The following is a 21,159-nucleotide window of genomic DNA, read 5'->3' as shown; positions in this document are numbered from 1 at the left end:
TGTATATCGCCATTGTTTTGGGGGGTTAAGCAACCCCCTGCTTATAACCGTGCTTGCGCCGGCCCGCTGCGCAACTCAAGCTATGCTTCATCCGCTTAATGTCCGTCTAAGGAAAAGGCCCTCCGACATGCGCATTTTCATCACCGGTGGCGCCGGATTTATCGGCTCAGCACTGATCCGCCATCTGATTCAACACACCGAGCACGAAGTGCTCAACCTCGACAAACTCACCTATGCCGGCAACCTGGAGTCGCTGACCAGCATCGCCTCCAACAGCCGCTATGAGTTTGTCCAGGCCGATATCATCGACCAGGCCACCGTCAGCGCCGTACTGGCACGCTTCGAGCCCCAGGCGATCATGCACCTGGCCGCCGAGTCCCATGTCGACCGTTCGATTGACGGTCCGTCGGATTTTATCCAGACCAATATCGTCGGCACCTACAGCCTGCTCGAAGCCGCCCGTGCCTACTGGCATACGCTGACCGAGCCGGCCAAAAGCGCCTTTCGCTTTCATCACATTTCTACCGATGAAGTGTATGGCGACCTGCACGGCGTGGACGACCTGTTCACCGAAACCACGCCCTACGCTCCCAGCTCGCCCTACTCAGCCAGCAAGGCCGCATCCGACCACTTGGTGCGCGCCTGGCACCGTACCTACGGCCTGCCTGTGCTGCTGACCAACTGTTCGAACAACTACGGCCCGTTCCATTTCCCCGAAAAGCTGATTCCGCTGGTGATCCTCAACGCCCTCGCGGGCAAGCCATTACCGGTCTACGGCGATGGTCTACAGGTACGCGACTGGCTGTTCGTCGAAGACCACGCCCGCGCTCTATTGAAAGTGGTCACCGAAGGTGTGGTCGGCGAGACCTACAACATCGGCGGCCATAACGAACAAAAGAACATCGACGTGGTGCGCGGTATCTGCTCCCTGCTGGAAGAACTGGCGCCGCAACGGCCCGCAGGCGTCGCGCAATTCACCGACCTGATCACTTTCGTCAAGGATCGGCCAGGTCACGACCAACGCTACGCGATCGACGCCAGCAAGATCGAACGCGAACTGGGCTGGGTTCCGGAAGAAACCTTCGAAACCGGTCTGCGCAAAACCGTGCAGTGGTACCTCGATAACCTGGAATGGTGCCGCAGGGTCCAGGACGGCAGTTATCAGGGCGAACGATTGGGCAACACCGACATGAAGGATCTGATTGCATGATGAAGGGAATCGTATTGGCCGGTGGCTCCGGCACGCGCTTGCACCCCATTACCCTGGGTGTGTCCAAACAGCTGTTACCGGTGTACGACAAGCCGATGATCTACTATCCGATCTCAGTGCTGATGCTGGCGGGGATCAAGGACATCTTGGTGATTTCAACCCCGGTGGACTTGCCGCAATACCGCAACCTGCTTGGCGACGGCAGCCAGTTCGGCGTGCGGTTCAGTTACGCCGAACAGCCTTCTCCGGATGGCCTGGCGCAGGCGTTTATCATCGGCGAAGAGTTTATCGGTGACGACCCGGTCTGCTTGATCCTGGGCGACAACATTTTCCATGGCCAGCACTTCGGCGATCAATTGCGCACAGCCGCCAATCGCCCGTCCGGCGCCACTGTATTCGGTTATTGGGTCAAAGACCCGGAGCGCTTCGGCGTGATCGACTTTGACGACGAAGGCCGCGCCCTATCAATCGAAGAAAAACCCGCCAAACCGAAGTCCAGCTACGCCGTGACCGGCCTGTATTTCTACGACAACGATGTGATCAAGATCGCCAAGGCGGTCAAGCCTTCGCCTCGCGGTGAACTGGAGATCACTGACGTCAACAACGCGTACCTGCAGCGTGGCGATCTGCATGTGGAGCGCTTTGGGCGTGGCTTTGCCTGGCTCGACACGGGCACCCACGACAGCTTGCTCGAAGCCTCGACGTACGTGCAGACCATCGAACATCGCCAAGGTCTGAAAGTCGCTTGTCTTGAAGAAATCGCCTACGAGAATGAGTGGATCGACCGCAACCACCTGCTGCAGCGCGCCCAATATTTTGGCAAGACCGGCTATGGTCAATACCTGTACTCGCTGGCGGGAGATAGCCAGTGAACGTGGTTGAAACCTCACTTCCCGGTGTTGTAATCCTCGAACCCAAAGTCTATGGCGACGACCGAGGTTTTTTCTACGAAAGTTTCAACGCCAGCACGTTCAAGCAGGCCACGGGCCTCGAACGCAACTTCGTACAAGACAACCATTCGCGCTCGCAAAAGGGCGTGCTGCGGGGCTTGCACTATCAGTTGACACACACACAGGGAAAACTCGTGCGTGTCACCGCAGGTGAGGTGCTCGACGTGGCTGTGGACATTCGCCGCAGTTCTCCGAACTTCGGTCAATGGGTGGGGGTCCGTCTGTCGGCTCAGAACCACCGCCAGCTGTGGGTACCCGAAGGTTTTGCTCATGGGTTTGTGGTGTTGAGTGAATACGCAGAGTTTCTCTACAAGACCACTGATTACTATCAGCCCAGTGCTGAGCGCTGCATCGCATGGAACGACCCAACGCTGGCAATTGATTGGCAACTGACCGAGACGCCGCAACTTTCCGTCAAGGACCAGGCCGGCAAACGCTTGGTGGAAGCGGACCTGTTCCCATGAAAATCCTCATCACCGGCCAACACGGCCAAGTCTCCCAGGCTCTGCAACAGCGTCTGCCCCCGCTCGGCGAACTGATCGTGCTGGGTCGCGAGCAACTGGACCTGACCAACGTCGACCGTATCCGCCAGCAGGTCCGTGCCCACCGCCCCGACCTGATCATCAACGCCGCCGCCCACACGGCGGTCGATCAGGCCGAAAGCGAGCCAGAGGTGGCCTTCGCCATCAATGCCATCGCCCCCGGCATTCTGGCTGAGGAGGCCAAGGCCCTGGGCGCGCCGCTGATCCACTACTCCACCGACTACGTGTTCGACGGCAGCAAACCGGCGCCGTACACCGAGACCGATACGCCGAACCCGTTGGGGGTGTATGGCCAAAGCAAGCTCGCCGGCGAGCAGGCGATTGCGGCAGTGGGAGGCGAGCATCTGATTCTGCGCACCAGTTGGGTGTATTCCAACCACGGCAAGAACTTCCTGCTGACCATGCAGCGCCTGCTGCAGGAAAAGCCGCAGATGCGTATCGTCGCCGACCAGATCGGTGCGCCGACCTGGGCCGGCACCATCGCCGACAGCACTCGCGCCCTGATCGAACATTGGCAGGCTGGGGCCGCCGGCGCGTGGGGGGTGTATCACCTGACGGCCCAAGGCGAAACGTCGTGGTTCGGCTTTGCAGAAGCAATCGGCGAGCACCTGCGAACCACCGGCAAAGCCTGCTCGGAGTTGGAGCCTATCCCTTCCAGTGCTTATCCGACACCCGCCAAACGCCCGCTGAACTCGCGCCTGGACTGCAGCCTCTTGCAGCAACAGTGGCATGTCGCCCAACCGCATTGGCTGGACGCACTGCGCGAGTGTCTTGCACAGCCGCACTAGGCATAATGCGCCTGTACCCCCAGGCGCACGACTCCCATGACTCCACCCCTTCCGCGAAGACCCCGCTGGCGCAGCCTCGCATTGCTGGCGTTGTGCCTGGCCCCGCTGCTGTGGCCGCTGGAACACCTGGCCGAGCGCTACTATCGCAGTGAGCTGGCCGGACAAAACCGCCAGACCCTCGACCTGTACGTCGCCAACCTGTTGGGTACCCTGCACCGCTACGAAGTACTGCCGCAGATCCTCGGCGATCTGCCCGCCCTGCGCACCGCGCTGGCGGCGCCCGAGGTCAGTACCCACCTGGCCAACGCTAACCTGCTGCTCAAAGACGTGGCGGCCCAGGCCGGCGTGGAAGTGATGTATCTGATGGATACCACCGGTAAGACCCTCGCCGCGTCGAACTGGGATAAACAGGACAGCTTCGTCGGACGTAACTTTTCATTCCGCCCCTACTTCAGTGAAGCCATGGCCGGGCGCTTGGGTCGATTCTTCGGCCTGGGCACCACCTCCGCCAAGCGCGGGTACTTCTTCGCCGCGGCGGTGCGCGACGGTGAAAAAGTCATCGGCGTGCTGGTGGTCAAGGTCGACCTGGATCACACCGAAAGCCTGTGGGGTAACACCCCGGAACAACTGCTGGTCACCGACCACAACGGCGTGGTGATCCTGACGTCACGCCCGCAATGGCGATTCCGCGCCACGCGCCCGCTCACCCCCGAAGAGCGCCAGGCCATCATCGCAATCCAGCCCTACCCGACCCGCGATCCACAGCCGCTGAACCTGAGCAGCACCGCCTGGTTGCGCCAGTCCACGGCCATCGCCGAAACCGGCTGGAACGTGGAAATCCTCGCGCCGAAATCCTTGATCAGCCGCCCGGTGCGCACCGTGGTGGCCGTGGGCGGTGCGGCGCTGCTGGTGTTGATGCTGTTGCTCGGTCTGTTGATGCAGCGCCGCCGCCACTATCTGGAGCGCATCGCCTTTGAAGCCAAAGCTCGCCGCGAACTGGAAATGCGTGTGGCCGAACGGACCAGCGACCTGGAAGGCCTTAACCGACGCCTGAAACAAGAAGTGCTGGAGCGCGAACACGCCCAGCAGGAACTGGTACGCGCTCAGGATGACCTGGTACAGGCCGGCAAGCTGTCGGCGCTGGGGACCATGTCGGCGAGCATCAGCCACGAACTCAATCAGCCCTTGGCTGCGATCCGCAGCTACGCCGAAAACGCCGAAATCCTGCTCGATCACCAGCGCACCGACGACGCGCGCGGCAACCTCAAGCTGATCAGCGAATTGACCGGACGCATGGCCTCGATCATCGCCCACCTGCGCGCCTTTGCCCGCCGTGACCGCCACGCCCCCGAGAGCGTGGCGCTGCAACCGGCGCTCGATGACGCCCTGGCGCTGCTGGCCAAGCGCCGCCGCTCGATGGAAGTGGAATTGATCCGCGATCTGCCGGAAGCCACGCTATGGGTGCAGGCCGGCGAAACCCGCCTGCGCCAGGTACTGGGCAACCTGCTGGCCAACGCCCTGGACGCGCTGACCGAAAAAGGTCCGCCGCGCAAACTCTGGCTGAGTGCCGAAACCACCGAGCACGGCGTCAACCTCTACATTCGCGACAACGGCCCGGGTTTCTGCATGGAAGCCCTGGGCCGCGCCAGCGAGCCGTTCTATACCACCAAGACGCGCACACAAGGCCTTGGGCTGGGCCTGGCCATCTGTGAAACCCTGATGCGCGCCTTTGGCGGCGAACTGCTGTTTGCCAACCACAAGGAAGGCGGCGCGCTGTTAACTTTGAAACTGCGTGCCGGCTCGCCGGGCGTCAGTCTGCAACCGTCCGAGGACCGCAGTGTATGAGTATCGATAACCAGATTCAGGTGGTGCTGATCGACGACGATCCGCACTTGCGTCAGGCCCTGTGCCAGACCCTGGACCTGGCCGGGCTGAAGGTCCTGCCTTTGGCCGAAGCCACCGGCCTCACCGCGCAGCTGTCGCGGGACTGGCCGGGTGTGGTGGTCAGCGATATCCGCATGCCCGGCATGGACGGCCTGGAACTGCTGACCGAGCTGCACGGCCAGGACCCGGATCTACCGGTGTTGCTGATCACCGGCCACGGTGATGTACCGCTGGCTGTGCAAGCCATGCGCGCCGGGGCCTATGACTTTCTCGAAAAGCCTTTCGCCAGCGACGCTTTGCTCGATAGCGTGCGCCGCGCCCTGGCTCTGCGTCGATTGGTGCTCGACAACCGCAGCCTGCGCCTGGCCCTTAGTGACCGCCAGCAACTGAGCACGCGCCTGGTGGGGCATTCGCCGCAGATGCTGCGCCTGCGCGAGCAGATCGGCGCCCTGGCGGCGACCAAGGCCGACGTGCTGATCCTCGGCGAAACCGGCGCCGGTAAAGAAGTGGTGGCGCGCGCGTTGCACGATCTGTCGAGCCGACGCAGCGGGCCGTTCGTGGCGATCAACGCCGGGGCCCTGGCCGAGTCGGTGGTCGAAAGCGAACTGTTCGGCCATGAACCCGGCGCATTTACCGGTGCGCAGAAGCGCCGCATCGGTAAGTTCGAGTTTGCCAATGGCGGTACGTTGTTTCTGGATGAAATCGAAAGCATGAGCCTGGACGTGCAGGTCAAGCTCCTGCGTCTGTTACAGGAGCGCGTGGTCGAGCGCCTGGGCGGCAACCAGTTGATCCCACTGGACATCCGCATCATCGCCGCGACCAAGGAAGACCTGCGCCAGGCCGCGGACCAGGGCCGCTTCCGCGCCGACCTGTATTACCGTCTCAACGTGGCGCCGCTGCGCATCCCGCCGTTGCGCGAACGGGGCGAGGATGCGCTGATGTTGTTCCAACACTTTGCCGACGAAGCCAGCAGTCGCCACGGCCTGCCGCTACACGAACTGCAACCGGGCCAGCGCGCATTGCTGTTGCGCCACAGCTGGCCGGGTAATGTGCGGGAACTGCAGAATGCCGCCGAGCGCTTTGCACTGGGTCTGGAGCTGGCCCTGGACAGCTCGGCGGACAACCCCACCGGCAGCGTGCTGACATCCACGCCGGGCGGCTTGAGCGAACAGGTCGAACAGTTCGAAAAAAGCCTGATCGCCGCCGAACTCGCCCGCCCCCACAGTTCTCTGCGCAGCCTCGCCGAAGCCCTCGGCGTACCGCGCAAGACCTTGCACGACAAACTGCGCAAGCACGGGCTGAACTTCGCCGACAGCGCCCAGCACAGTGCCGACGACGAATGACCCTTCCTACCCGCCAAGAGGCCACCATGAGCCGCGACAGCCGTTACCTGGAATCCATCCTTCACCATGACATTCCCCTGACCCGGGAAATGGGGCTCAAGGTGCTCGACTGGCAAGACCGCCAGTTGCAGTTGCACCTGCCCTTGCATGCCAATATCAACCACAAGAGCACCATGTTCGGCGGCAGCCTCTACTGCGGCGCGGTGCTGGCGGGCTGGGGTTGGTTGCACCTGCAATTGCGCGAGGAAGGTATCGAGGACGGGCATATCGTGATTCAGGAGGGGCAGATCAGTTATCCGTTGCCGGTGACACAGGACGCCACGGTGATTTGCCAGGCGCCGGAGGAAAAGGTGTGGAAGCGTTTTTTAGCCACCTACAAGCGCTATGGGCGGGCGCGGTTGACGTTGGACACATGGATCGTGAATGAGGGCAGTGACGAAAGAGCGGTCGCCTTCACTGGCCAATACGTCCTGCACCGCTAGAACCCCCTACACAAAACAACTGTGGGAAGGGGCTAGGTCCCACAGTCAGCTCGCTTGAGGTCTTAAGAACGCGCCAAGCTCAACAAACGTTCACGCCAGGCCGCCTTGGCCGGCAGCGCCAAAAAGAACGGATTGAGCAGCGATTCCCGCGCCGGATAACTGAACGGTGCACCGCTCAATTCCAGCACTTCGCCACCGGCACCTTCCAGCACGCCTTGGGCGGCCGCGGTGTCCCACTGTGAGGTCGGAGCCAGGCGCGGGTAGCAATCGGCGCTGCCTTCAGCCAGCAGGCAAAACTTCAACGAACTGCCGATATTCGCCAGCTCCAGCTTGCCCAGCCCTTCGCTCAGCCCCTCCAGCAATCGCTCTTGCTCAGGGCTGCTGTGTCGACGACTGGCCACCACCGTAAAGCACTCGCCCTCCGCCGGCGCTTGGCGCACTTGAATCTGCCGTGGGGCTTCATTGACATCCGAACGCCACGCCCCCAGGCCCGCGCCACCGAAGTAGCAACGGCCAGTGGTGGGCATCGAGACCACGCCAAACACCACGCGGCCCTGTTCGATCAGCGCGATATTGACGGTGAACTCTTCGCTGCCGGCGATGAATTCCTTGGTGCCGTCCAGCGGGTCCACCAGCCACCAGCGCTGCCAGCCGGCACGCACGCTTTGGTCGATATCGGCATCTTCTTCGGAGAGCACCGGGATGCTGGGGTCCAGGGCCGTCAGGCCGGCGAGGATCAGGTGGTGCGCCGCCAGGTCCGCCGCCGTCACCGGCGAGTCATCAGCCTTGGAGGTCACGGCCACATCCGCGCGCCAGTACGGCAGGATCGCTTCACCCGCCTGGCGGGCCAGTTCAATGACAGGGGCGATAAACGGGTGACCCAGAAACAGTTCGCTCATGCGTTGAAGGCTCCACGCTGGGTCAACAGATCGCGCACAAGGTACAACGCGGCAAGGGCGCGACCTTCGCTGAATTGCTCGTTCTGCGCCAGGCTCGACAGCTCGCGCAGGTTGACCTTGTCCACCCGCATCGGCTCGGGCTCATCGCCTTCTAGACGTTCTTCGTACAGATCGGTAGCCAGCACCACTTGGATTTTCTGGCTCATATAGCCAGGCGACAGCGACAACTCGGTAATGTGCTCCAACTGCCGGGCACCGTAGCCTGCCTCTTCCTTGAGTTCCCGATCCGCGGCCGCCAGCACATCTTCACCGGGCTCGATCAAGCCTTTGGGCAGCGACACTTCATATTCGTCCGTGCCGCCACAGTATTCTTCCACCAGCAACGCATGGTCCTCATCGATCATCGCCACGATCATCACCGCACCATAACCGTTCCCCCGGCCCACCAGGCGCTCGTAGGTCCGTTCAACGCCATTAGCGAAGCGCAGCTGCACTTCCTCCACGCGGAACAAACGGCTACTGGCGACTATTTCGCGGGCGAGGACGGTGGGTTTCTGGCGCATAAGCGGCTCCTTGGCGTGATCGGGTTACTATACCGTGGCTTTTCCGATTGTCTGTGTCGGATATCTTTACTTAGATGAGAACGCCCATGCCCTCTTTGCCCTGGCACGCCATCGACACCGTCCTGCTGGACATGGACGGCACCCTGCTGGACCTGCATTACGACAACCATTTCTGGATGGAACACCTGCCTCAGCGTTACGCCGAGCTGCATGGCGTCAGCCGCGCCATGGCCGAGATGGAATTGCAGCCCCTGTTCGAGCGTAACGCTGGACAGTTGCAATGGTATTGCCTGGACTTCTGGAGCGCAGAACTCAACCTCCCGGTGCGCGAACTCAAGCTGGAGACCGCGCACCTGATCGCCCTGCGCCCGGATGCGGACACGTTTTTGCAGGCCATCAAACAGGCCGGCAAGCGGGTGATCCTGATCACCAATGCTCACCGCGATTCGCTGTCGTTGAAGTTGGAACGCATCGAGCTGGCGCCCTATTTCGAACGGTTGATCAGTTCCCACGACTACGGTTTCGCCAAGGAAAACCCGCAATTCTGGGACGCTTTGCAAGCGGATATAGAGTTCGACCCGGCCCGCAGTCTGTTTATCGACGATACCCTGCCGATCCTACGCAGCGCCGGGGCGTTTGGCGTAAGGCATTTGCTGGCGGTAAAAGAACCGGATAGCAAGAAGGGGCCGAAAGACACTGGCGAGTTTGCAGCGGTCGGTGACTACCGCGATCTTATAGTCGGTCTCTGAGGTGAGAGGGGGATGAGCCCCCACCCACTTTTCTTCCGTGTATTACTCAGGAATACGCAGCGTCTGCCCTGGGTAGATTTTGTCCGGATGCGACAACAGCGGCTTGTTGGCTTCGAAGATCTTGTTGTACTGGTTGGCGTTGCCATACACCGCCAGAGAAATCGCACTTAGAGTGTCGCCCTTTTTCACCACGACGAAACGTGCGGCAGCCACCACCGGGCCGGATACTGTGATCTGGTCGTCCACGCTCGCAACACCTTGAATATTGCCCAGCGCCAGCAGAATTTTCTCTTTCTCTTCCTGGCTGGCGACTTCACCGGTGACGGTCACCTTGTCACCCTCCACCTTGGTCTGCACGTTCGGATTACCCAGACCCACTTTGGCCACGTGTTCCTTCAACTGCTCACTGGCATTGGCATTACCCGGCGTCAACAGGTCGATCAACTTCTCGCCGGCTTCCTTAACAAAGCTTAAAAGACTCATGGTGCGCTCTCCTTGGGATATGAATTCCAGATGCCCAAGACTAGACCAGTCCTGCAGACTTGGGTTCCAGACCGACCAAAGACCCAAACGCGCTAGAATCCCCACGCCATTGGAATAAGCCCTGGAGCGAAGATGGACATCAAACAGCTGAAATTCCTCATCGCCCTCGACGAGACCCGTCACTTCGGCCAGGCCGCAGCCCGTTGCCATATCACCCAACCCACGTTATCGATGCGCCTGCGCAGCCTGGAAGAAGAGCTGGACTTACCGCTGGTCAACCGTGGCCAGCGCTTCGAAGGCTTTACCGCGCCAGGCGAACGGGTACTGGCGTGGGCGCGGACGGTGCTGGCGGCCTACGACGGTTTGCAGGCCGAGGCGGCGGCGTGTCGCGGCAACCTGGTGGGCACGTTGCGCCTGGGGGTGGTGCCGTTGTCGAGCTTCGATCCCTTGGCACTGATGCAGCAGTTGCATAAAGAGCATCCGAACCTGCGCTTCGAGCTGTCGGCACTCAGTTCCGAGCAGATCCTCGAACAACTGGCCAGTAACCGCCTGGACCTGGGCGTGTCGTATCTGGAGCGTCTCGACACGGAACGCTTCGACTCCCTGGCCCTGGGCGAAACCCGCATGGGGCTGCTGTATGACCAGCGTTTCTTCAGCTTCGGCGACACACCGTTGAGCTGGGAAGCGCTGATCGAACTGCCGCTGGGCATGCTCACCAGCGGCATGCACTTCCGCCAATCCATCGACCACAACTTCCACAGTCGTGGCCTGCACCCACAACCGCTGCTGCAGACCGATGCCGTTCATCAGTTATTGCAGGCGGTGCACGGCGGTTTATGTTGTGCGGTCATGCCGCTGGAGGGCGGGCTGGAAGCGCTCACCGAGCACCTGCGCCTGCAACCGATCGAAAACGCCCACACCCTCGCGCGGCTGGGGCTGATCATGCGTCGCAGTGCACCGCGTTCGGCATTGGCCGAGGCGTGCTTTGCGCTGTATCAGAAATCGCAAATAGAGTCTTGATCGACGTCATCTATCGGCGCATCAGTACTGGCAATTAGACGCGACGCTTTGTCGCGCCTAGTCTAAACACTGATCAATCCGCCGGTGGTACGCCCCATGAACGCCCAGCGCCCAGCCTGCGCGGCGCCTGCTGCACAAACGCCCGCGTCGGCCGCCAGCCAGAGCTACCAGTATTGCACCCTCGAACACTCAGACGTCGCCAGCACCGCGCTGGCCGAAGAAGTGGCTTTGGCGATCGCCTATAACGACATCAGCCAAGCGGTGATGCTGGTGACGCCTACGGATCTGGAAGACTTTATCGTCGGCTTCAGCCTGGGCAGCGGCATCATCGCCGACATCAGCGATATCTATGACCTGAAGCTTAGCGGCTCGGGCTCTGCGCAATACGCCCAGGTACAGATCTCCAGCCGCGCTTTTTGGAACCTCAAACAGCAGCGTCGTCAGTTAGCGGGCACCAGCGGCTGTGGGTTATGCGGCGTAGAAGCCGTGGAACAGGCCCTGCCGGATCTGCAAGTGCTGGCCGGCGCGCCCCTGCCGCCTGCTGAGTGGCTCGACGGCCTGCGCCAGCGCATCAGCGCGTTCCAGCCTCTCGGCCAGCACAGCGGTGCGGTGCACGCGGCGGTGTTTATGAATAATCAGGGCGAATTGTTGCTCGGCCGTGAAGACATTGGCCGGCACAACGCGCTGGATAAGTTGATCGGTGCATTGGTCCGTCAACAAATTCCAACCGACGGCGGCGTGGCGATTGTCACCAGCCGTTGCAGCCTCGAATTGATCCAGAAAGTCCTGCGCGCGGGCATCCAGACCCTGGTCAGCCTGTCGTCGCCCACCGGCCTGGCCTTGCAATGGGCCCGTCGGCACAACCTCAATCTCATCCACCTGCCGCAGAAAAGTGCGCCGCGGGTCTACAGCCCTGCGATGGAGAACCAGCCGTGAGCAATCATCATCAAGCCGACCAAACCCCCACACCGCGCTATAAGCCCTACAAAGGCCCGGCAGGCGGCTGGGGCGCGCTGATCAGTGTGGCGCAGGCGTGGTTGACCAGCGATAACGCGCTGAAAAACCTGCGCATGATGCTCAAGACCAACCAGAACGGCGGCTTCGACTGCCCAGGCTGCGCTTGGGGCGACTCGCCGGAAAGCGGCATGGTCAAGTTCTGCGAAAACGGCGCCAAGGCCGTGAACTGGGAAGCCACCAAGCGCCGGGTGGATGCGGCGTTTTTCGCCAAGCACAGCGTGATGTCGCTGCTGGAGCAAAGTGACTATTGGCTGGAATACCAGGGCCGCCTGACCGAGCCGATGCGCTACGACGCCGCAACCGACCGTTACAAACCCATCAGTTGGGACGCGGCCTTCGACCTGATCGGCCAGCACCTCAATGCCCTGCCCAGCCCGGACATGGCCGAGTTCTATACCTCCGGCCGCGCCAGCAATGAAGCCGCGTTCCTGTACCAACTGTTTGTACGCGCCTATGGCACCAACAACTTCCCGGACTGTTCGAACATGTGCCACGAAGCCAGCGGCGTGGCCCTGGCGCAAAGCGTGGGGGTCGGCAAAGGCACCGTGACCTTTGATGACTTCGAACACGCCGACGCGATTTTTGTGTGGGGCCAGAACCCCGGCACCAACCATCCACGCATGCTCGAACCCCTGCGCGAAGCGGTCAAACGTGGCGCCCAAGTGGTCTGCATCAACCCCCTCAAGGAGCGCGGCCTGGAACGCTTCCAGCACCCGCAACACCCGCTGGAGATGCTCACCAACGGCGACAAACCAACCAACACCGCATACTTCCGCCCGGCGCTGGGCGGCGATATGGCGATCCTGCGCGGCATGGCCAAATTCCTGTTGCTGTGGGAACGCCAGGCGCAAGCCGAAGGCACCGAAACGGTGTTCGACCATGACTTCCTCAACGAACACACCGCCAATGTGCTGGAGTACCTGGGCCAGATCGACGATACCTCTTGGGAAGAGATCGTCGAGCAGTCAGGCCTGAGTCTGGTTGAAATCGAGCAAGCGGCGCGTATGTACGCCAAAGGCAAGAACGTGATCATGTGCTGGGCGATGGGTATCACCCAGCACCGCCACTCGGTGCCGACCATCCAGGAAATCGCCAACCTGATGTTGCTGCGCGGCAATATCGGCCGCCCGGGCGCCGGGCTGTGCCCGGTACGCGGCCACAGCAACGTGCAGGGCGACCGCACCATGGGTATTAACGAGCGCCCTCCGGTTGCGTTTCTTGATTCGTTGGAGCGCCGCTTCCAGTTTCAGGTGCCGCGCACCAACGGCCACAACGTGGTCGAAGCGATCCACGCCATGCTCGAAGGACGCTCCAAAGTATTTATCGGCCTGGGTGGCAACTTCGCCCAAGCCACACCGGACAGCACCCGCACCTTCGAAGCACTGCGCAACTGCGACCTGACCGTGCAGATCAGCACCAAGCTCAACCGCAGCCATCTGATGCACGGCAAAGACGCCCTGATTCTGCCGTGCCTGGGCCGTACCGACATCGATATCCAGGCCGAAGGGCCGCAAGCGGTGACGGTGGAGGACTCGTTCAGCATGGTGCACGGCTCCAATGGCCAGCTGCAGCCACTGTCGAGCCTGATGAAGTCCGAGCCGGCGATTCTGGCCGGCATCGCCGCCGCGACCCTGGGCAGCCAGCCGGTGGACTGGAACTGGCTGGTGGCCGACTACGGGCGCATCCGCGATCTAATTGCCGACACCATTCCAGGCTTTAAGGATTTCAACGAAAAAATCAAAAACCCGGGCGGCTTCTACCTGGGCAATGCGGCTGGTGCGCGCAAATGGAACACGCCGTCGACACGCGCCAACTTCCGCCCGAACGTGCTGCCCAAGGACTTGATCCACGAGCGCACCCACGCCACTGGCCGGGTGCCGGACCTGATCATGCAGTCGATGCGCTCCCACGATCAGTACAACACCACGATCTATGGCCTGGACGACCGCTACCGTGGAGTCAAAGGTCAGCGTGACGTGCTGTTCGTCAATGAAGCCGACATCATCCGTCTGGGCTTCAAGCCGGGGCAGAAGGCTGACATCGTGTCGCTGTGGGAGGACGGCCGTGAGCGTCGTGTGAAGGGCTTCACCCTGCTGGCATTTGATATTCCAGCCGGGCAAGCAGCCGCTTATTACCCGGAAGTGAACCCACTGGTGCCGCTCGAAAGCACAGGCGATGGCAGCCATACACCAACGTCGAAATTTATAGCGATTCGTCTGGAAGCGGCGAGCGAGAGCGGTTTGATCATGTCGCGCTCGGCCTGATCGATCATTTCGGACACAAAAAAAGGCCGCTTTTGCATAAAAGCGGCCGTTCCGAAGTAGCTAAAGACTCGTAAAAATCACTTAAGTTCCCTATTCAAAACAGTAACTTAGAGAATTGTGTACAACTCGTGTTACTGGTCGGATTTCTATTGTCACAATGTCAATACAGCCTCAGGATCGCGCCGTCATCCCCTTGAGGTTTCCCGAATGAAGTTCTCCTCGATTCTCTTGTTGTCCCTTGGCCTGGTCAGTGGCGCAGCCATGGCCGGTGGCACCACCGAAGCCGGTGTGGGCGGCGCATTGGGCGGGGTTCTAGGTTCTGTGGTCGGCCAGCAGTTGGGCGGCAACACCGGTTCGACGATCGGCGCAGCCCTCGGTGGCGCGGGCGGTAGCGCGGTCGGCGCCGACAAACGTAGCCGTGGCGAAGCAGCCATCGGCGGCGCATTGGGCGCAGCGGGCGGCAACGTCGTAGGCCGCAGTGTCGGCGGCAGCACGGGTGCACTGATCGGCTCAGCAGCAGGCGGTGGCGCGGGCGGTGCCTTGGGCAATTACATGGGCAACAAGAGCGATGACGATGACCGTCATTATCGTGGCCGCGACGACCGTCGCTACTACCGTGACGATCACCCAGGCCGTGGCCATGCTTACGGGCATCGCAAGAACAAGCATCACTACCGCCACCGTTGATTTCTTAAAACACAGCAAAATCCAATGTGGCAGGAGGCTGCCCCCTCCCACATTGGGTTTCTGCGGTCACACCACCAACCTCTGCAGCGCCTCGCGCAACATCCCCGGAATCGTCACCGGCTGGTTCGTCCCCCGATCCACAAACACATGCACAAAACGCCCCGCCGCACAGGCCTCCTCCTCGCCAGCTTTAAACACCGCCAACTCGTACTGCACTGAGCTATTGCCCAACTTACCTACACGCAGACCGATCTCAATGCGCTCAGGGAAAGCGATCGACGCAAAGTAATCGCAAGACGAACTGACCACAAATCCAACCACTTCGCCGTCATGAATATCCAGCCCACCGTGTTCAATCAGGTAGGTATTCACCGCCGTGTCGAAGAAGCTGTAATAGGTGACGTTGTTAACATGGCCATACACATCGTTGTCGTGCCAGCGCGTAATGATCGGCTGGAAGTGACGGTAATCAGCACGTTGCGGCATTGAGTCAGGCATCGGCACCTCTCTTCGAATGGGCGTTACAGTTCGTTCAAATGGGCCTGGGCCCAGGCGCGAACCTCGGCATAGGGATAGTCTTCCAACGCGGCAAAACCGGGAATAGTTCGTGCTTTCAACTTGGTGAACAACGGCACGCTGATACCGCCCAGAAAGCGCGTCAGTCGCTCGGCGCCGGGTAGGTGGCCGGTGTGCTCATGATGCCTGTGGATAAAATCACCGCACAGCCCCATAAAGTTTTTATCCACAAGCGCCGGCAAACTCGGCGGCGGCGGCAGGTGCGCCACCTGGCCATGGCAGACCGAACAATGCCCGCAACGTTGAGGCGCGTTTTCATCGCCGAAATAGCGCGCCAGTCGCTGCCCCAGGCAGTGCTCGGTGGCGAACAGCTCCAGCATGGCGTGAATTCGCGCCACCTGCGCAATCTCGTGCTGCTTGAAGCCTGTGTATAACTCCTGGCTCAGCGCCTGTGGATCAAAGTCGGTATTCAGCAGGCTGTAGACTTCGGTCATCTGCTTGCTTTCCAGCTCGATCAGACCCTGCTCCTGAAAATAATCCAGGGCCTTCACCACACGACTGCGCACGGCATTGTGCTGCTGGTGGAGCGCATCGAAATCTACCGTCGCCCAGGTTTTTGCCCGCTTGCACACCTGGATGATCGCCGCGACAAACTGCTGCCGTTCACCGGAAAACCGCGCCAACAATGCCTCGGGCTCGACCAGGTACTTAAAGCGGTATTCGGCGTAGAACGCATAGCGGGGCGCGATTACGCCCCTGAGTTCCAGTTGCACAAGCAGCGTCTTGAGTGGCAGTTCGCGGATATTGCTGTGATCCGCCAATGACCTGAGCAAGAACTCCCACTGCCCTTCACCGCGCGCTGCCTGCAACTGCTCCAGCACCCGCAGGATGCCTTCCTGTTCGGGCGTATCGCCGTATACAAAGTTTTCCAGCACATTGAGGCTGTCGCGGTTGGCCAGCACCAAACAGTCGGACGGCCGGCCATCGCGACCGGCGCGGCCGATTTCCTGGCTGTAGTTTTCAATGGATTTGGGCAGGTCGAAGTGCACCACATTGCGGATGTCACTTTTGTCGATCCCCATACCAAACGCGATGGTGGCCACGATGCAATTGGAGCGCCCTTCCATGAAGCGCTGCTGAATGCCCTCGCGCTTATCGTGGGGCAGACCGGCGTGATAAGCCTCGGCCTGGATGCCATGACGGTTCAGGTGTTCGGCAATCTGCTCGGCGGTTTTCTGCAGGGTGACGTAGACGATACTTGGCTGGCCGGCCCGCTCGTTCATCCACTGGATCAACCTGCGACGCTTGTCTGCACCGCTCACCGGCTCGACTAACAGGTTAAGGTTGGGCCGGTAGAAGCCGGTGGTGACCACATCGTTCGCAGCGATGGCGAACTTCGTCTGCATATCGGCAATCACCTCGGGCGTCGCCGTAGCCGTCAGCAACAGCGCCTGTGGGATATTGAACTGACGCTGGTAGTCCGGCAGCTTCAGATAGTCCGGGCGAAAGTTGTGGCCCCATTCGGAAATACAGTGGGCTTCATCCACCACTAGCAGCGATATCCGCACGCTCTGCAGAAAGTTGCGAAAACGCTCGTTCTTCAAGCGCTCCACGGAAATCATCAGGATTTTCAATTCACCGGAACGCGCTCGGGCCATCACGTCATTGGCGTCCTCGCGGCTTTGCGCCGAATCGATACTGCCCGCCGAAATACCGTGACGCTGCAGGAAGCCCAATTGATCCTGCATCAGCGCCAGCAGCGGCGATACCACCAACGTCAAATGTGGCAGCAACACCGCCGACAGTTGGTAACACAGAGACTTACCCGATCCGGTCGGGAAAATGGCGGCGGCCGAACGCCCGGCCAGCACAGCGCTGACGGTGTCTTCCTGGCCCGTACGAAACTGTGGATAACCAAAGACCTGCTGGAGGGTGTCGTGCATAGGCTGTCACTCCATTGACCGCTGAAGGTGGCTTTAAAACGTAGTTCAGCCGGTTCAGCGAATCGAGAAAGGTCGCATGGAAAAACGAGACAGGATGATACACAGGGTACAGCCATGGCCTTGGGCCAAATTCGACAAGGGCGACTGTGGTTGTAGGAACACCACAAACAACTGTGGGAGGGTCACCCCCTCCCACAGTTGTTCAGAACAGCGCTAAGTGCTGAATCAGCGATTCTGCACGCGCTCAATCGCCGTGTCATATACCGGGTTAGCCTTCTGTTCCTTGGCCAACTGGTAGTGACGCAACGCGTCGGAGAATTGCCCGGCCGCTTCGTAGATCCGTGCGATGTTGTAGTAAGCACCGGCACGTACAGTCGCAGCGTTCGCACCAGTGGCCAGGGCGATGGCCTTGCGGTTGGCCCAGATCGACTCGGCGGTGTTACCGGCCTTCTGATAGGCCAAGCCCAGGTTGCCATAGGCTTTACCGAAGCTGTTATCCAGGTCGATGGCCTGACGGAACAACTCGATGGCCTGATCCAGATTGCCGGCCTGGTAGGCCGCTTCACCTTGCACGTTCAGACGTTTCGCATCCGCTTGTGCGGAGGAGCTAACGGCTACTGCCGTTACCGCGACGCTGTCATCCAGCAGCGGTTTGACTTCGTCGAGCACGTCCTTGGCGTCCACCTTTACACCGCTGAAGGTGTTGATGTCCTGGAAGTCACCGCTGCCGGTCATGCGGAACACGGTCCACAGGTTGCCGCTGCGGTTCTTCGGCACATAGTAAGTGCGCACCAGGGACTGGCCCATGTACACAAACACCTTGGCTTCGCTGTTGGACAGCTGGCGCGAGCCCGGATTAGCAATGTTGGTGAAGTCATGCACGGCATATACATAACTTTCGCCGTAGTGTTTTTTCTGCAGGGTGATGGTTTCCGGGCCATAACTGTCGACGTCGTCCACGTCCAACTCGGCGTCAGTGCCCTGCTTGTTTTCGAAGTAGATATTGTTGCCCGGGAAGATCATGTGGGAATCGAGATCTTCCGGCGTCTTGCCCCAGGTCAGCACGACACGCAGGCCGTCGAGATTCTCCATAACCGGGCTGATCGCATAGGTCATGCCCGCGCAGGGACACTTGACCACCAGGTTGGAATAGCCAGGCTTTTTGATGATCAGCAGATTGCTCGCATCATCGGCGGCTTCGCTGGTCAGCGTCACTTGGCCTTGGGCGTTGGTGCGGCCCACCACGTTCTGTGCGCCATTGCGCTGCAGCAATACTTCGGCGTCGGCGATTTTCTGGTCCTTGACCACCGCACTGAGCACTTCGATCGGCAATTGCTCAGCCTGGATCGAAAAAGCTACCGCACACAATGACATCGCCGAAGCAACACGAAGCAAACCCATGCTTAACTCCCTTTAATTAGAGGGCGGAATCGCCCTACAAGATTTTGCGGTGAAACATACGCTGAATTCAGCCCGATGGCGGAGTATTTATACAAAATGTGACGTGGTTTTTATCCCGCCTTCCAGCTGACGCATTGCGCTACAATCAAGCCTTGCCACCCAGGAGGACGCTGCGATGAGCGAACTGACCTTTGAGCAGAAACAGGATCACTACCACAAGATCCGCCGTTCCAATTACCTGGCCAGCCTGCGCCTGGAAGGGTTCGAGACCCAACCGGCCGACGCCGACAAACCCCTGCCGACCCGCGAAGCCGTGCTTGCCAAGTACCGCAACACTCCACGCTGATGCTCGACAAATACGGGGTAGGCCAGGACCCGTACTGCTACCCCGGTAGCAGCGTCCTGCGCAATCGCCTCGATTTGCACGATGAACACAAACTGCACCAAGCCGAGCGGGAATTATCCGAAATTGCCGTGAGCAACCTTCCGCTCTTCCCTCCTCCCTACGACCTAGAACGCCTGCAATACCTCCACCGCACGCTGTTCAGCGACATTTACGACTGGGCCGGCGAACTGCGCAGCGTCAACATCCAGAAAGGCGACACCCTGTTCTGCACCCCGGAACGCATCCAGCCGGAAGCGGCAAAGATCATTCGGCATATGGAAGAGGCAAACTGGTTCGTCGGCACAAGCCAAGCCGAACTGGTGACACAAATCGCCGAAGCTTATGGCGACCTCAACGTCATCCATCCTTTCCGCGAAGGCAACGGCCGGGCGCAGCGAATTTTGTTCGAACAGATCATCGTAAATGCGGGGTTTTCGGTGAATTGGTGGCTGGTGAAACAGGCAGCATGGATACCGGCGAATATTGATGCCGTGGCGTGTGACTATCGGGGCTTGGAGGCGATTTTTGAGCGGTGTATCAGTAGACCTTTAGATCAGTGATTGTGGCCAAGCCCGGCTTCCACATTTGACCAGTTCTACCCGGTGCGTCGCTGCCTAGCCACGAATGCCGGAAACAGTTGTAGGAAATCACCAAACGCCACGACATCCCCTTCCCAAACTGCTCCAAACGCCCGCTTACCCCTCTATAGAAGCTAGCCGTAACTGCATGAAAATAACGCGGTCTCTACTTTCTCGGCAGAACCCCGTGAACATCGAAAGGACTCAACACATCGGCCACTATGGCGTCACGTTCACAGTGATGCGCTTCACTGTTGTGCCTGAAAATCGGAATGCTTTGGGCAACCTATGCCTACTGGGAGCAGGAAACACCGCAAACGAGCTGAGGAGCCACATCAGGGATCTTTACGAAAAAATGCTTGCCCGCGACTTACCTTGCAAAATGAAGCTCGCGATTTCAACGCCTCTGAATCGGCAACAGGCAGACGTGCTCAACACTCGAGCAGACATCATCTCAGGATTGATTGGAGGCGCTCTGGCTGCACCTATCAGCCTGGTATCTCGACCTATCGGAGGCATTGTTGGCGCGACCGCCACCCTGACAGTGAAAGGCATCATTCGCAGCTATCACGCCGGCGACGTAGTTATAGGCCTGGACGCGCAGGTCAGCGGCGGAATCGGCCCTCAGCGTTCACTGTCGGCTATGGTCCGACAGTTCCAGGGGGCCTGATACGATGAGCGATTACACCCAGTGGACCAATCTGCTGCTCCTGCTCATACTGGCCGCACTCGTCGACAGAACAATAAAGCTACCAGCACTCAGAAAGTGGTTTGGACTCTGCCTTTTGGTAACTGGGCCAGCACTTCTTTTCTATGCCACCTCTTGGATCAGAGAGGCTCACTTAGAAAGCTTGCCAGTCGTTGCCTTTGTGACCGGTATCGGGTTATTGAGCACCCAAAATCTTTATTGCAAGGCAAAAACCAGCCATCACTTAACCACAGCCCCCACCATGAACCTCGCCCCCAACTTCCCCGAAGACCCCGTTATGCAGCAACTCTTGCAATTGCTGCACGAAGAAATCGGTCTACCTAAACACAAGACCATCCGCCTGCAAACCTCACTTAATTTCGACTTGGGCTGTGACGGCAGTGAAGCCAAGCAGCTTATGGAAGCACTGGAGCAGGAGTTTGCCCTCGACCTGGGCGACTACGACACTTATCGCTACTTCAACCCACCGGTCTTTGACGTGTTCCTCAAACGTCGCAGCAAAGGGCATGGCGACAAGGTCCCGCTAACCATTGGCATGCTCTACCTGGCCATCAAAACCCACAGCTGGGACACGCAAACACTGGAAAATCTGAGCTGAGCGCAAAAATACTGAGCCTTCCCACAAGGGTATCTTCGCCAGCCTGGCGCCCATAAAAAAGCCGCCCACAAGGGGTAATGCCAGTCAGTTAAGCCTTCTCGCTTGACCTTTGGCCGCAAGAAATCAAAATCCGATGCCTATACTGGCA

22 protein-coding genes are annotated in these 21,159 nt (G+C 59.9%); 16 read left to right on the top strand and 6 right to left on the bottom strand.

Going from position 1 to position 21,159, the window contains the following annotated elements:
- Positions 1 to 127 precede the first annotated feature (127 nt).
- The 7 genes from rfbB to ACFZPT_RS23760 are packed head-to-tail and all read left to right on the top strand — an operon-like array spanning position 128 to position 7,199.
- Complete coding sequence (gene rfbB / locus ACFZPT_RS23790; protein WP_099312089.1) at positions 128 to 1,210, top strand: dTDP-glucose 4,6-dehydratase; 1,083 nt, start codon at positions 128 to 130, stop codon at positions 1,208 to 1,210.
- Positions 1,207 to 2,082 carry a glucose-1-phosphate thymidylyltransferase RfbA gene (gene rfbA / locus ACFZPT_RS23785; protein ID WP_047881470.1) on the top strand — a complete coding sequence of 292 codons (876 nt, stop codon included), beginning with the start codon at positions 1,207 to 1,209 and terminating at the stop codon, positions 2,080 to 2,082. Before rfbB ends, rfbA begins: the two co-directional genes overlap by 4 nt.
- Positions 2,079 to 2,624 (top strand): dTDP-4-dehydrorhamnose 3,5-epimerase, encoded by a 546-nt coding sequence (rfbC, locus tag ACFZPT_RS23780; RefSeq protein ID WP_034111339.1) that lies wholly within the window; start codon positions 2,079 to 2,081, stop codon positions 2,622 to 2,624. Before rfbA ends, rfbC begins: the two co-directional genes overlap by 4 nt.
- Positions 2,621 to 3,490: a dTDP-4-dehydrorhamnose reductase gene (gene rfbD / locus ACFZPT_RS23775; RefSeq protein WP_099312091.1), complete on the top strand. Its 870-nt coding sequence runs from the start codon at positions 2,621 to 2,623 to the stop codon at positions 3,488 to 3,490. Before rfbC ends, rfbD begins: the two co-directional genes overlap by 4 nt.
- 36 nt (positions 3,491 to 3,526) lie before the next feature.
- Positions 3,527 to 5,335: an ATP-binding protein gene (locus ACFZPT_RS23770; protein ID WP_034111337.1), complete on the top strand. Its 1,809-nt coding sequence runs from the start codon at positions 3,527 to 3,529 to the stop codon at positions 5,333 to 5,335.
- Complete coding sequence (locus ACFZPT_RS23765) at positions 5,332 to 6,717, top strand: sigma-54 dependent transcriptional regulator (RefSeq protein ID WP_034095377.1); 1,386 nt, start codon at positions 5,332 to 5,334, stop codon at positions 6,715 to 6,717. The genes ACFZPT_RS23770 and ACFZPT_RS23765 overlap by 4 nt, the downstream gene beginning before the upstream one ends.
- Before the next feature lie 26 nt (positions 6,718 to 6,743).
- Positions 6,744 to 7,199, top strand: a complete 456-nt coding sequence (locus ACFZPT_RS23760) for a thioesterase domain-containing protein (protein WP_099312093.1) — start codon at positions 6,744 to 6,746, stop codon at positions 7,197 to 7,199.
- A gap of 62 nt (positions 7,200 to 7,261) precedes the next feature.
- Here ACFZPT_RS23760 and cysQ read toward each other — a convergent pair whose 3' ends face one another.
- Together cysQ and nudE are read right to left on the bottom strand one after the other, a co-directional pair.
- Positions 7,262 to 8,098, bottom strand: a complete 837-nt coding sequence (gene cysQ / locus ACFZPT_RS23755) for a 3'(2'),5'-bisphosphate nucleotidase CysQ (protein ID WP_034095375.1) — start codon at positions 8,096 to 8,098, stop codon at positions 7,262 to 7,264.
- The gene (gene nudE, locus ACFZPT_RS23750; RefSeq protein ID WP_034095374.1) at positions 8,095 to 8,661 is read right to left on the bottom strand and encodes an ADP compounds hydrolase NudE; all 567 of its coding nucleotides are present in this window, start codon (positions 8,659 to 8,661) and stop codon (positions 8,095 to 8,097) included. Before nudE ends, cysQ begins: the two co-directional genes overlap by 4 nt.
- Positions 8,662 to 8,747: 86 nt before the next feature.
- Here nudE and yrfG point away from each other — a divergent pair, with 86 nt between their 5' ends.
- Positions 8,748 to 9,410, top strand: coding sequence for a GMP/IMP nucleotidase (yrfG, locus tag ACFZPT_RS23745; protein WP_034095373.1), 663 nt, complete (start codon positions 8,748 to 8,750; stop codon positions 9,408 to 9,410).
- 42 nt (positions 9,411 to 9,452) lie between these two features.
- Here the strand turns inward: yrfG and lysM are convergent, their stop codons facing one another.
- Positions 9,453 to 9,893, bottom strand: a complete 441-nt coding sequence (gene lysM / locus ACFZPT_RS23740; RefSeq protein ID WP_034111333.1) for a peptidoglycan-binding protein LysM — start codon at positions 9,891 to 9,893, stop codon at positions 9,453 to 9,455.
- Positions 9,894 to 10,025: 132 nt separating this feature from the next.
- On the opposite strand from lysM, the gene ACFZPT_RS23735 reads away from it, so the two are divergent.
- From ACFZPT_RS23735 to ACFZPT_RS23720, 4 genes are all read left to right on the top strand, one after another.
- Positions 10,026 to 10,913 (top strand): LysR family transcriptional regulator, encoded by an 888-nt coding sequence (locus ACFZPT_RS23735; protein WP_034095371.1) that lies wholly within the window; start codon positions 10,026 to 10,028, stop codon positions 10,911 to 10,913.
- Positions 10,914 to 11,009: 96 nt separating this feature from the next.
- Entirely contained in the window at positions 11,010 to 11,849 is an 840-nt protein-coding gene (gene fdhD, locus ACFZPT_RS23730; protein WP_034136495.1) for a formate dehydrogenase accessory sulfurtransferase FdhD, read from the top strand.
- Positions 11,846 to 14,194 carry an FdhF/YdeP family oxidoreductase gene (locus tag ACFZPT_RS23725; protein ID WP_099312095.1) on the top strand — a complete coding sequence of 783 codons (2,349 nt, stop codon included), beginning with the start codon at positions 11,846 to 11,848 and terminating at the stop codon, positions 14,192 to 14,194. The genes fdhD and ACFZPT_RS23725 overlap by 4 nt, the downstream gene beginning before the upstream one ends.
- A 207-nt stretch (positions 14,195 to 14,401) precedes the next feature.
- Positions 14,402 to 14,881 (top strand): glycine zipper domain-containing protein, encoded by a 480-nt coding sequence (locus tag ACFZPT_RS23720; protein ID WP_034136493.1) that lies wholly within the window; start codon positions 14,402 to 14,404, stop codon positions 14,879 to 14,881.
- A 66-nt stretch (positions 14,882 to 14,947) separates the two neighbouring features.
- Here ACFZPT_RS23720 and ACFZPT_RS23715 read toward each other — a convergent pair whose 3' ends face one another.
- The 3 genes from ACFZPT_RS23715 to ACFZPT_RS23705 form a co-directional block, all read right to left on the bottom strand.
- Positions 14,948 to 15,379: a thioesterase family protein gene (locus ACFZPT_RS23715; protein ID WP_034095367.1), complete on the bottom strand. Its 432-nt coding sequence runs from the start codon at positions 15,377 to 15,379 to the stop codon at positions 14,948 to 14,950.
- 23 nt (positions 15,380 to 15,402) lie between these two features.
- Positions 15,403 to 17,340, bottom strand: a complete 1,938-nt coding sequence (locus ACFZPT_RS23710) for an ATP-dependent DNA helicase RecQ (protein ID WP_099312097.1) — start codon at positions 17,338 to 17,340, stop codon at positions 15,403 to 15,405.
- Positions 17,341 to 17,565: 225 nt separating this feature from the next.
- Entirely contained in the window at positions 17,566 to 18,741 is a 1,176-nt protein-coding gene (locus ACFZPT_RS23705) for a tetratricopeptide repeat protein (protein WP_034095365.1), read from the bottom strand.
- A gap of 175 nt (positions 18,742 to 18,916) precedes the next feature.
- Between ACFZPT_RS23705 and ACFZPT_RS23700 the strand changes: the two genes are divergently transcribed.
- The 4 genes from ACFZPT_RS23700 to ACFZPT_RS23685 all read left to right on the top strand — a co-directional run bounded on the left by ACFZPT_RS23700 (position 18,917) and on the right by ACFZPT_RS23685 (position 21,011).
- Positions 18,917 to 19,087, top strand: a complete 171-nt coding sequence (locus ACFZPT_RS23700; protein WP_080758663.1) for a YhfG family protein — start codon at positions 18,917 to 18,919, stop codon at positions 19,085 to 19,087.
- Entirely contained in the window at positions 19,087 to 19,686 is a 600-nt protein-coding gene (locus ACFZPT_RS23695; RefSeq protein WP_034095364.1) for a putative adenosine monophosphate-protein transferase Fic, read from the top strand. The genes ACFZPT_RS23700 and ACFZPT_RS23695 overlap by 1 nt, the downstream gene beginning before the upstream one ends.
- A 205-nt stretch (positions 19,687 to 19,891) precedes the next feature.
- On the top strand, positions 19,892 to 20,374 hold the full coding sequence (locus tag ACFZPT_RS23690; RefSeq protein WP_034111358.1) for a hypothetical protein: 483 nt from the start codon (positions 19,892 to 19,894) through the stop codon (positions 20,372 to 20,374).
- Between the two features lie 4 nt (positions 20,375 to 20,378).
- Positions 20,379 to 21,011, top strand: coding sequence for a DUF1493 family protein (locus ACFZPT_RS23685; RefSeq protein WP_249745140.1), 633 nt, complete (start codon positions 20,379 to 20,381; stop codon positions 21,009 to 21,011).
- The last annotated feature ends 148 nt before the right edge of the window (positions 21,012 to 21,159 follow it).

The organism is Pseudomonas sp. MD330_10, from assembly GCF_042610415.1.
Lineage (GTDB): Bacteria > Pseudomonadota > Gammaproteobacteria > Pseudomonadales > Pseudomonadaceae > Aquipseudomonas > Aquipseudomonas rhodesiae.
Note: the sequence above shows the minus strand (reverse complement) of the source record. Positions and strands in the feature narration are given on the sequence as shown.